This is a genomic window from Paenibacillus sp. FSL K6-0276 (assembly GCF_037977235.1).
Lineage (GTDB): Bacteria > Bacillota > Bacilli > Paenibacillales > Paenibacillaceae > Paenibacillus_AQ.
In genome coordinates, this window is record NZ_CP150276.1 from 3,761,791 (window position 1) to 3,774,417 (window position 12,627).

Genomic DNA, 12,627 nt, shown 5'->3' on the forward strand with positions numbered 1-12,627 from the left:
CTTAGCGCTCTACAGTTTCCATAAGAAACGCTTCGATAATGTCGCCCTCTTGGACGTCATTATAGCGTTCCAAAGTTATGCCGCATTCATAACCTTGCGCCACTTCTTTGGCATCATCTTTAAAGCGTTTCAAGGTATCAACTTTACCTGTGAACACAACGATACCGCTACGGATCAAGCGCATTTCAGCATTACGGGTAATTTTACCATCAATAACCATACAACCTGCGATGGTGCCCACTTTACTGATTTTGAAGACGCTACGAACTTCGGCGTGACCGATAACGTTCTCTTTATAGATAGGATCAAGCATCCCTTTCATTGCACTTTCGATTTCCTCGATTACATTGTAGATAATGTTATGCAAACGAACATCTACTTTTTCTTGTTCAGCAGCTGCCTTGGTCTGAGCGTCCGGACGAACGTTAAAGCCAATAACAATAGCGTTGGATGCTGCTGCAAGTGTAATATCGGATTCCGTAATGGCTCCGGCACCGCTGTGAATGATCTTCACGCGTACGCCTTCCACTTCGATCTTAGCCAGGGAACCTTTAAGCGCCTCGACTGAACCTTGTACGTCAGCTTTAATAATAACGTTAAGGTCTTTGATCTCGCCGTCTTTAATATGCTGGAACAAATCATCCAATGTTACACGGGTGTTCGTATTCAGCTCGGATTGACGTTGGGATGTAGAACGTCTATCAGCAATCGCACGGGCTTTACGCTCGTCTTCGAAGGCCATAAACGGATCTCCAGCTTGTGGTACCTCAGTCAAACCAGTAATTTCTACTGGAGTAGATGGTCCAGCTTCCTTAATCTTACGTCCTTTATCATTGACCATCGCACGTACACGTCCGAAGCAGTTACCTGCTACAAAAGCATCGCCGACTTTCAAAGTACCGTTCTGTACAAGAATGCGCGCAACCGGTCCACGGTTCTTATCAAGCTCAGCTTCTATAACAGTACCGCGTGCCCGTTTGTCAGGGTTCGCTTTGTACTCATTTACTTCAGCAACAAGCAAGATCATTTCCAGCAATTCTTCCAGATTAATGCGTTGTTTAGCGGACAGATTAACGAAAATCGTGTCTCCGCCCCACTCTTCAGGAACAAGTTCATAGCTTGTAAGCTCTTGCTTCACCTTATCAGGATCAGCGCCCGGCTTATCGATTTTGTTGACAGCAACAATGATCGGAAGTCCAGCAGCTTTAGCATGGTTAATAGCTTCTACAGTCTGAGGCATTACACCGTCATCAGCAGCAACTACGATAATAGTCATATCTGTTACCTGTGCACCACGAGCACGCATAGCAGTAAACGCTTCGTGACCAGGTGTATCTAAGAAAGTGATTTTCTTCTGATTGATTTCTACTTGATAAGCACCGATATGCTGTGTGATACCGCCGGCTTCGCCTAGAGACACACTCGTCGAACGAATCGCATCCAGCAAAGTAGTTTTACCGTGGTCAACGTGACCCATGATCGTAACTACTGGAGGACGGGACTGAAGTTCTTCTTCAGTATCATTCTCTTCCACTGTTTCGAAGCTATCCTCATCAACAGGAATCTTCACTTCTACTTCTACGCCGAATTCAGCAGCAAGCAGCAGAATGGTGTCGATATCCAGTTCTTGGTTGATGGTTGCCATAACACCCATAGAGATCAACTTCTTGATTACTTCAGAAGCGTCTTTGTGAAGCAATTTCGCTGTTTCACCAACGGTCATGCTGCCACGAACGATAATTTTCTTAGGTGTGTTATCAATCTTCTCACGGTGAACCATAGGTTGATTCTTGCCACGGCCATTCTTACCACCACGACCGCGGTAGTTACCGCCTTTACCATCATCAAAACGTCTATTATTCGTATTTGGTCTACCACCAGTTGTGTTCTTCTTAGGACCTCTGTCGTCACCGCGTGTGAAACCTCCGCCAGTGCCAGATTGACCTTGTGGACGGTTGTCAGTGCGCGGTGCACTGCTTTGTCCTTGCGGACGGCTGCCAGTATTGCTGCCTTGTGGACGGCTGCCACCGGTATTGCTACCTTGCGGACGGTTGCCACCAGTACTGCTTCCTTGCGGACGGCTGCCACCAGTACTGCTTCCTTGCGGACGGCTGCCACCAGTACTACTACCTTGTGGACGGCTACCAGAATTGCTACCTTGCGGACGGCTGCCACCAGTATTACTACCTTGTGGACGATTGCCGCCTGTATTGCTACCTTGCGGACGGCTTCCGCTAGTACTATTTGTACGTGGAGCTCCGCTTTGTTGCGGACGTGCATTCTGCGTTGAACCTGTTTGTGTTCTGCGGGAATCTTGTCCGCTTTGGGGCCTTGGGGACGTCGTCGATTGGTTGTTGTTTTGGTTACTGTTCATACCTACCTGCTTTTCCTGTTGATTTTTGTTGGCATTCTGAGCACTCTGGGGCTCGGCAGTTACCGCACCGGTTGTCACCGGACGGCTGCTGGAGCCGGTATCCCGCTTGGCTGCAGCGTTCGATTTGATATCCTTGAAGAATTGCTCTACTTTGTTCACGGAACCGTTCTCCATGACACTCATATGATTATTCACAGGGACATTCAAACGCTTCAGAATAGTAATAATTTCTTTACTGCTCATGTTTAGTGACTTGGCGTATTCGTACACGCGCAATTTATCTTTGTTCTCTTCTTTAGTCAATAAATCCACCTCCGACAGTATCTCCGAGTTGCTTGGAGATCATTTCCGCGAATCCTTTATCCGTAATGGCCAGTACTACACGCTGGTCTTTACCAATACTTGCACCGAGGCTGTCTCGGTGAAATGCGATTACTAGTGGAATATCGTAGGTTCCGCATTTATCACGGAACTTTTTTTGGGTATTATCTGAAGCGTCACCTGCCAGAACGACCAGCTTCGCCTCTGAAGACCGTACAGCTTTGAGTACAGCCTCATCGCCGGTGACTATCTTGCCTGCTCTCATGGCAAGCCCTAAATAAGAAAGTGCCTTACTCATTATCCTCACTATCCTTTGCTGCTAGAAACTGCTCTTCCACGGAAGTAAACTCCCGGGCAAGCTGGGCATAGATTTCAGGACTCACTTGACATTTCAAAGCGCGATCAAGTGCTTTGTTCTTCTGTGCCAGCTTAAAGCATTCAAGCTTGCCGCATATGTAAGCACCACGGCCTGACTTCTTACCTGTCAGATCAATCAGCACTTCGCCCTCAGGCGTTCTAACCACTCGAATCAGCTCTTTCTTCGGCATCATCTCTTGGGTAGCAACGCATTTGCGCAGCGGCACCTTTCTTTGTTTCATAACATACGCCTCCCGTCAAGCAGGTTAATTAATCAATGGAGACGGAATCCTGATGCATTTCATCAATAGAAGTTCTCGGTCTACCGTATTCCTGCTCCGCTTGACTTTCACTCTTGATATCAATTTTCCAGCCGGTAAGCTTAGCAGCAAGACGTGCATTTTGCCCTTTAATACCGATAGCTAGTGATAATTGATAGTCAGGAACGATTACTCGTGCCATTTTCTCTGCTTCAAAGACTTGAACTTCAAGGACCTTGGAAGGGCTAAGTGCATTAGCCACATACTCCTGCACCAGATCAGAATAACGGACGATATCGATCTTCTCGCCACGAAGCTCAGTAACGATGGTCTGAACGCGTGTGCCTCTTGGACCTACGCAAGAACCAACTGGATCCACTTCTGGATTGCGGGAATACACAGCAATCTTCGAACGGAAGCCAGCTTCACGAGCTACGGAACGAATTTCAACCACACCGTCAAAGATTTCCGGAACTTCTAGTTCAAACAGACGCTTCAGCAATCCGGGATGACTGCGGGACAGCATAATTTGCGGTCCTTTAGTGGTGTTCTCAACTTTAGTGATATAAGCCTTGATACGCTCGCTTTGCTTGAACTTCTCACCTGGCATCAATTCACTAAGCGGAAGAACCGCTTCGATTTTACCAAGATCAATGTAGATGTTCCGCATATCTTGACGTTGTACAAGTCCTGTAACGATATCATCTTCTTTGTCGATAAAAGCATTATAGATGAGTCCACGCTCTGCTTCGCGAATCCGTTGAGTTACAACCTGCTTTGCAGTCTGTGCAGCAATACGTCCGAAATCACGTGGTGTCACTTCAAGCTCAGCGATATCCTCAAGCTGGAAATGCGGGTTAATTTCTCTGGCTGCCGGCAATGAGATTTCAGTCCTTGTATCCAGGACCTCCTCAACAATTAGCTTTCGGGCAAACACTTTAATGACACCTGTGTTGCGGTTCATGTCAACACGCACGTTCTGTGCCGCATTGAAATTACGTTTATAACTAGAGATCAGCGCCGCTTCGATTGCTTCAAACAGCACATCTTTACTGATGCCTCTCTCCCTTTCCAGCTCATTCATTGCTTCAATAAACTCCATACTCATGAATTTCCGGCCCCCCTTTCAAGACGTTAAAAAATAATGGCCAATCTCGCGCTTGCGACTTTGGCGTACGGTACTACATGTTCTTTTTTGCCCGCGGAGATGAGCAGTTCCTCGTTCTCGAACGAGAGCAAACGACCTTCAAATTCTTTGAGTCCTTGAATCGGCTCATAAACAGTCACATACACGTCCTTACCTACCGCTTTAGCTACATCCGCAGCTTTTTTGAGAGGGCGCTCTGCTCCCGGCGAGGAAACCTCAAGGAAATATGCCTCTGGGATAGGATCATTCTCATCCAACTGTTGGCTGAAATATTCGCTAATGCTTCCGCAGTCATCAATATCAATGCCGCCTTCTTTATCTACGAATATACGCAGAAACCAATTGGAGCCTTCCTTCACGTATTCAACGTCCACCAGTTCGAAACCATTGTCGTCGAGATAGGGCCCGAGCATCTGCTCTACCGTTTGTTTAATTTTAGATTTGGGTGTGCTCAAAAGAAAATTACCTCCACGAACTTGTCTTTTGCTATATACCAAAGATAAAGAGTGGGTTTCCCCACTCTTTACACAACGGACTTATCTCATTATTACCAAAGAAATTATACCATAGTGAGTCTGGACTGACAAGTGCAAGCCCTTGACTCCCCCTTTGGAGTGCTCTTTTCTAGCCATGAAATAAGTGTTGTTAAAGCCTTTAAAATAGGGAAAGTTGATTACTCTCCGGTAAGCCGCGGAAACAGCCCATATTGGTTAATAGCTCAATAACCGTCTTACTCGCCTTGGATTTCTGTTGGAAATCCTCGATAGAAAGGAACTCCCCAGCATCTTTCGCAGCAGCTATGTTAACAGCAGCATTCTCACCAATTCCTGCTAATGCGGAAAACGGAGGAATCAAACTCTTGTCATCAACAATAAACTTATTCGCTTCTGAACGGTAAAGATCAATATTTTTGAATGTAAACCCACGTGCCGTCATCTCCAAAGCCATCTCAAGGACAGGCAACATAGCCTTTTCCTTAGGTAAAGCTTGAAATCCTTTTTGCTCAATTTCTACGATCTGACGATTGATGGCTTCATATCCCTTACAGCATAGTTCAATATCAAAATCCGCTGCGCGTACAGAGAAATAGGTCGCATAATATTCAATAGGATGATACAGCTTGAAGTAGGCAGTACGTACTGCAGAAATAACGTATGCAGCAGCATGCGCCTTCGGGAACATGTATTGAATCTTCAGACAAGAATCAATATACCATTGCGGAACCTTGCACTTTTTCATTTCCTCGATCCATTCGTCAGACAACCCTTTACCCTTACGAACACTCTCGGTAATCTTAAAGGCCAAGCTCGCATCCATTCCCGCTTTATAAATTAAGAAGAGCATGATATCATCGCGACAACCAATAACGGTCTTAATGTTACAAGTGTTATTCTTTATAAGCTCTTGCGCATTACCAAGCCAAACCCCGGTACCATGAGACAAACCTGATATTTGCAGCAAGTCAGCAAAGCTGGACGGTTTCGACTCAATAAGCATTTGCCGTACGAACTTGGTACCCATTTCGGGCACACCGTATGTCGCAACCGGTGATCTGATCTCGTCTGGTCTTACTCCAAGCGCATCTGTAGAGTTAAACATGCTCATTACTTTCGGATCATTCATCGGGATAGAGGTTGGATCAATACCTGTCAAATCCTGCAGCATCCGCATCATCGTCGGATCATCATGACCCAGAATATCAAGCTTCAGCAGATTCGCATCAAAAGCGTGATAATCAAAGTGTGTCGTCTTCCACTCGGCATTGACATCATCCGCCGGAAATTGCACTGGCGTAATATCTTCTACCTCCATATAGTCTGGAACAACGACTATACCACCGGGATGTTGTCCCGTACTGCGTTTAACGCCTGTACATCCAGCCGCCAGACGGCCAACTTCAGCTCCACGCCAACTTTTCTGATGAAGTTCTTCGTATTTCTTCGCGAAACCGAAGGCTGTCTTCTCAGCTACCGTACCAATCGTTCCGGCACGGAATACATTTTTCTCACCAAACATTTCTTTGGTAAAGTTATGTGCATTCGGTTGATATTCCCCTGAGAAGTTCAAATCGATATCGGGAACTTTATCCCCCTTAAATCCGAGGAAGGTTTCAAACGGAATATCCTGCCCTTCGCCTTTGAGCTTCTGACCGCAATCCGGACAGACTTTGTCGGGTAAATCGAATCCGCTCCGCACACTACCGTCCAGGAACCATTCATTATGGCGACACTCAGGGTTAAGGCAAATATAATGCGCAGGCAAAGGATTAACTTCTGAAATTCCAAGAAAGGTTGCTACTACAGAAGACCCTACGGAACCCCGAGAACCTACGAGATATCCATCCTGATTTGATTTTTTAACAAGACGTTCAGAAATCAAATAGTTGGCAGAGAATCCGTATTTGATAATTGGTGCAAGCTCTTTCTCCAAACGGGCAATCACTACCTCAGGCAGTTCTTCACCATATATGGATTTGGCAGTGTTGTAACAGGTTTCGCGAATTTCTTCGTCCGCTCCGTCAATAATTGGTGTAAATAGCTTATCTGGAAATAGCTCCAGTTCCTCAAAACGTTCAGCCAGCTCTACTGTATTTGTAACCACGACTTCCATCGCTTTTTCAGCACCGAGGAATTCGAATTCAGCCAGCATCTCATCCGTTGTGCGGAAATGTGCATCCGGTTTGCGTTGGTCTTTAAGAGGACTAAAGCCTGTAATCCCGTTAATCGTAATATCACGATACAGCTTGTCCCGGGGTTCAAGATAATGCACATTCCCCGTTGCTATAACAGGTTTATTCATCTGTTCCCCTATTTCGCAAACCTTACGAACTACATCCCGAAGCTCCTCAGGTCCTGCAACAAAACCCTTGTCCACCAAATGCATGTACATGGTCAATGGCTGAATCTCCAGCACATCATAAAAATGAGCAACTTCCATGGCTTCCTCAGTGGTTTTGTTGAGTACTGCTTCAAAAAACTCACCACGTTCACAACCGGAAATCACGAGCAGTCCATCTCTATGCTCTTCCAACTTTGATTTAGGAATACAAGGTACACGTTTGAAATATTCCGTATGCGACATGGAAATGAGCTTATAGAGATTCTTTTTGCCCACCTGATTAAGTGCATAGATATTACAGTGAAACGGTCTTGTGTTCGAAAGATCATTACCCACATAATCGTTCAGTCGATCAAGGCGAGTCATGCCTTTCATCTTTTCAGCATCTGCGAGCAATCCTGTTAAAATCCCGCCGAGTGCTATGGTATCGTCTATCGCACGGTGATGGCTTTCCAGAAGAACTTTATATTTATCGGCTAATGTGTTCAGCCTGTGATTCTTCATTGTCGGATACAGTAAACGTGCGAGTTCAAGAGTATCAAGAGTTGGATTCTGAAGCACTGGTTGACCTATTTTAAGTAACGATGCCTGAATAAAACCCATATCAAATCTGGCATTATGAGCAACGAGGATACTATCTCCCACAAATTCAACAAATTTATGCAGCACTGGCTCAAGATCAGGCGCATCCTTAACCATTTCATCTGTAATATTGGTCAATTGCTGAATATGATAAGGGATCTTCTCATGCGGATTAACAAAAGTAGAATAACGGTCTACTTCTTTGCCTTCGCACATTTTAATGGCCGCGAGCTCCGTAATATTGTTGCGGGTAATCGATAACCCCGTGGTCTCTATATCAAACACTACATAGGTAGCTGTCTTCAAGTCCAAAGGCTGAGCATTCTCGACAATATTCACAGAGTCATTCACAACATTGGCTTCCACACCATAAATCATTTTTATCTTATGCTTATGAGCTGCATGGTTCGCATCAGGAAAAGCTTGAACCCCGCCATGATCAGAAATAGCAATCGCCGGATGACCCCACTGAGCAGCTGTTTTGACATAGCTAGTGATCGGAGTGACCGCATCCATCGTACTCATAGTAGTGTGAAGGTGGAACTCCACCCGTTTCTTAGGAGCCGTATCTTTACGTGCAGGCGGCGCCTTAACTTCTGTTAAGTCTGAAGGAATCATCACGAGCTCGGGTACCTGCATAAAACGGTCATATTCTACTTTTCCGCGTGCTCTTACCCATTTACCGTTAGCTAGCAGACTCATAACCTTCAGATCATCTTTAGTCTTCGCGAACATCTTCATTTGTAGAGAATCCGTGAAATCGGTCAGACTGAAGGTGAATAAAGTACTGCCATTGCGAAGTTCCTTACGATCCAGACCAAAAATGGTACCTTGAATTGTAATTTTCTTCTCTTCATCTTGAATTTGAAGAATCGGTACGGCCTGTTCCTTAATTTCATATCCCACCTGAAGCTTAATTACTTCATTAGGATCGCTATCATCAGCAGGAGCTTCTGTTTCTACAGCAGTCATCATCTGCTCAACGATCTCTCGTTGTTCCTGCTGAAGTTTTTGCTGAAATTCTTCGTATGCTTCTACATTATTATTTTCGTTCTCCGCCATTAGCACTTTAACTTTTAAGGTGAGCCCGAAATACTTATCAAAAAATTTAATAATTGCCCCATCAATGCCTTTTTTTCGAGCCAGCTCCATAGAAGTGGAGTCACTCATCGTCAGCATTAAAGTGTCATCTTTAAGCTCTTGGGTGGAGCGTGTCAGCCAGCCGTTAACCGAAGGGATCTCGCGGGTCACCCACTCCAGAAACAATCCCCAATACTCTTGGATTAGCTCTGCCTTACTAACTTTATCATCATATAGGAACAAAAAGCTTACTTTGGCTATATGCTGAAGCTTCTCTCGCATTCTGAGACAAAATGTCCGGTATACCTGTGCTGGAACCAGACTTTCTTTCGCAATAACAATTTGCCAGTCTCGGTTACCGCGGCTGATCTCTACACGTTCTATATGCCCATCTAAAAAGTAAGGATCCATGATTGCAGGTGGAATTTCACCTTGCTTCATCAAGAGCTCGAATCTTTTTCTTCTCTCCTGGTTTTGTTCCATGCTTTCCTCCCACCTTTGATAACTCCGTAAAACACAATCAATGATATTCAGTGAAAGTACAATATGATAAGAAGAAACGACGTTATCGTCTTTTAAAGACGATAACCGTTTCTCGTAAAAATATAAGGATAACGTATAGTGTGAAACTTATACTTTCTTAGATTTCAAGCATAAACGCATTCGGCGTCCTTATAAGGACGGTACGCGTTTATGCGAGAAATAGAAGAATAATTTATAGCGTAAGCCTATAAATTCTTATATTTTAAAAAGCTTCTGGATTCAAAAAGCATTGGGTTCTTTCGGCCCGCTGACTCCTCTCTCCAGAAGCTAGATTAAAATACTACAAGACTGTTGATCGGTGCCAAAAGATTAATATGCCTTTGCAAAAACCACAGTATGTTCAGCTGGTTTACCACAGCAAATGCAGACTTGCTTCTTCTCCGCCGGATCGAAAGGAATGTTGCGGCTACCCGCACCTGTCTCTTCCTTAACTTTGGACTCGCATTCTTCGGAACCACACCAGCCAGCTAGTGCAAAGCCGCGTTTTTCTTCCATCGAAGCTTTCATTTCTTCCAAGGAATCCACAGAATAGAAATGGTCCTCGCGGAATTTCAGGGCACGTTCGAACATTTCATTATGAACCTGCTCGAGCATTGCTTGTACCTCTTGGGCGAGGTTCTCCTGCTGAATAACCTTCTTCTCGCCTGTGACACGTGATACGATAACGCAGACACCATTCTCCATGTCGCGTGGTCCAAGCTCCAAGCGCACGGGTACACCGCGCATTTCATATTCATTGAACTTCCAACCTGGAGTTACATCCGAACGGTCATCCACACGTACACGAACGCCGGCGTTCTTCAGCTCCTTGAACAGCTCGTCTGTCCGTCCAATCACGGCTTCGCGAGTTTTAGGCGGACCGATAGGAATCATAATCACTTGAGTTGGCGCTACTTTAGGTGGCAAAACAAGACCACGGTCATCACCATGCACCATAATCAGCGAACCAATCAAGCGTGTAGTGGATCCCCATGAGGTGGTATGCACATATTCCAAATTATTATCGCGGCTCAAATACTGGATCTCAAAAGCTGTTGCAAACTTGGTACCCAAGTAATGTGAGGTAGCAGCCTGAACAGCACGTCCATCTTTCATCATCGCTTCAATAGAATACGTATCTACTGCACCGGCAAAACGCTCGGAAGGTGTCTTCTGTCCAGTGATTACCGGAATGGCAAGGAAAGTCTCGGCAAAATCACGGTAGTTATCCAGCATCTTCATAGTTTCTTCACGAGCTTCTGCTTCATTCTCATGCGCAGTATGCCCTTCTTGCCAAAGAAACTCAGTAGTGCGGATAAATGGTAAAGTACGCTTCTCCCAGCGAACCACGTTCGCCCATTGATTGATAAGAACAGGAAGATCACGATAAGACTGAATCCATTTGGAATACATATGTCCGAACATGGTCTCAGAAGTAGGACGGACTGCCAGACGTTCCTCAAGCACGTCACCACCTGCCTCAGTTACCCACGGCAGTTCGGGATTAAAGCCTTCAATATGATCCTTTTCCTTTTGAAAGAAACTCTCTGGTATGAACACTGGAAAATAAGCATTACGGTGACCAGTTTCCTTGAGGCGACGGTTCATTTCCTCCTGAATATGCTCCCATATTTCATAGCCTTCTGGCTTAAATACGATACAGCCACGAACAGGAGAGTAATCCATCAAGTCTCCTTTTTTAATAACATCAATATACCAGCGTGAGAAATCCTCGCTCTGCGGCGTGATTTCCGTAACGAATTGCTTATCTTTTGCCATGTAATGGAATGCCTCCCGAAGAAAATTAGCCGCTTATCAAACGTAAAATATCATTATACGTAACAGCAATCATTAATAAAAATAGCAGTGCAAATCCAACAAAGTGAACCATACCTTCACGACTCGGATCTACAGGTTTACCACGCAGTGCTTCAACACCTAGGAACGCCAGACGGCTTCCATCAAGTGCTGGAATCGGCAGAAGATTGAAGATCCCAAGATACAGACTTAGAATGGCAGCCCAGTAGGTAAGATACTGTATCCCTTGTTGAGCAATTTTGCCGGTTACCTCAAAGGTACGAACCGGACCTCCAATATCATCCATATTGAATTTATTGATCAATTGCTTAAAGCCCAGAAAGATAGCCTCTGTCGTATCGACCATAGCTTTACCTGAACCTGTCAACGTCTCGCCAATACCTGCTTTGCGTGTAGGTAACTCAGGTGTGATACCTATTTTACCGCCTTCTTGTCCCTCCATGCTACGAGGAACGAGATTTACGTTTAGGGTCTCATCACCACGTTGCAGCGTCCATTTCATTTCTTTCCCTTTAGACTCCGAGGTCAAATTAATCATTTTTTGGTAATCAGAACCAATCTTCTCACCGTTTATGGAGACTATGATGTCACCCTTCTGCAACCCCGCCTCTTGCGCAGGCATTCCTTCAGAGACGTCGCCAATCTTAACATAAGTAGGATTCTCGACCGGAACACCAGCCATTTGTATATGGATCGCAAACAGTACAAAGGCTAACAGGAAGTTCATCACAGGACCCGCAACAATAGCCAGTGCACGTTGACCTACGGTCTTGCTGCCGAATTGGCGATCTTTGGGTGCAATTTGAGTCTGCTGAGTCCCTCTGATCATCATTGCTTGCGGATGAACATCATAAGTAGTAACTTCGCCATCCACATCTAAGCGGATCTGCAGATCATTTTCGAGATCGGTGTGTAGAGCCTCACCACGGATGACATTTTTACGTGTATCCAGTGCGTCCAGATAAATATTTTTTACTTTGTTATCCTGACCGAGTCTTACCGCAATGGTCTGCCCTGAGCCAATTTCAATAATTTCTGGATCTTCACCAGCCATCCGAGCATAACCGCCAAAAGGTAGTAAACGCAGAGTGAACTGTGTCTCATTCCGTTTATAAGAAAACAGTTTCGGACCGAAACCGATAGCAAATTCCCTCACGAGAATACCGGCGCGTTTGGCAAAATAATAGTGACCCCATTCATGTACAGTCACCAGGACAAAAAACATGAGCACCGTTAATAAAACGACTTGAACCATTTCCAAACGTATCATCCCCCTTTAGGTGTAAGACCGAAGTATGTCCTCTTAATTTATCATTATTCTCCGATCA

At 45.1% G+C, this 12,627-nt stretch carries 8 protein-coding genes; all 8 read right to left on the reverse strand.

Translation table 11 applies throughout. The features are described from left to right. Position 1: 1 nt before the first annotated feature. On the reverse strand, positions 2 to 2,677 hold the full coding sequence (infB, locus tag MHH52_RS17695; RefSeq protein ID WP_340003829.1) for a translation initiation factor IF-2: 2,676 nt from the start codon (positions 2,675 to 2,677) through the stop codon (positions 2 to 4). After that, positions 2,670 to 2,993: a YlxQ family RNA-binding protein gene (locus MHH52_RS17700; protein WP_042128860.1), complete on the reverse strand. Its 324-nt coding sequence runs from the start codon at positions 2,991 to 2,993 to the stop codon at positions 2,670 to 2,672. Before MHH52_RS17700 ends, infB begins: the two co-directional genes overlap by 8 nt. Continuing rightward, on the reverse strand, positions 2,986 to 3,294 hold the full coding sequence (locus MHH52_RS17705; protein ID WP_313639280.1) for a YlxR family protein: 309 nt from the start codon (positions 3,292 to 3,294) through the stop codon (positions 2,986 to 2,988). Before MHH52_RS17705 ends, MHH52_RS17700 begins: the two co-directional genes overlap by 8 nt. 28 nt (positions 3,295 to 3,322) lie before the next feature. Beyond that, on the reverse strand, positions 3,323 to 4,420 hold the full coding sequence (nusA, locus tag MHH52_RS17710) for a transcription termination factor NusA (protein WP_042189417.1): 1,098 nt from the start codon (positions 4,418 to 4,420) through the stop codon (positions 3,323 to 3,325). Positions 4,421 to 4,446: 26 nt separating this feature from the next. Continuing rightward, positions 4,447 to 4,914 carry a ribosome maturation factor RimP gene (rimP, locus tag MHH52_RS17715; protein ID WP_042128863.1) on the reverse strand — a complete coding sequence of 156 codons (468 nt, stop codon included), beginning with the start codon at positions 4,912 to 4,914 and terminating at the stop codon, positions 4,447 to 4,449. 199 nt (positions 4,915 to 5,113) lie between these two features. After that, positions 5,114 to 9,442 (reverse strand): PolC-type DNA polymerase III, encoded by a 4,329-nt coding sequence (locus MHH52_RS17720; RefSeq protein WP_340003830.1) that lies wholly within the window; start codon positions 9,440 to 9,442, stop codon positions 5,114 to 5,116. A 369-nt stretch (positions 9,443 to 9,811) separates the two neighbouring features. Next, entirely contained in the window at positions 9,812 to 11,260 is a 1,449-nt protein-coding gene (gene proS, locus MHH52_RS17725; protein WP_340003831.1) for a proline--tRNA ligase, read from the reverse strand. A 25-nt stretch (positions 11,261 to 11,285) separates the two neighbouring features. Next, positions 11,286 to 12,560, reverse strand: a complete 1,275-nt coding sequence (rseP, locus tag MHH52_RS17730; protein WP_340003832.1) for an RIP metalloprotease RseP — start codon at positions 12,558 to 12,560, stop codon at positions 11,286 to 11,288. Positions 12,561 to 12,627 lie beyond the last annotated feature (67 nt).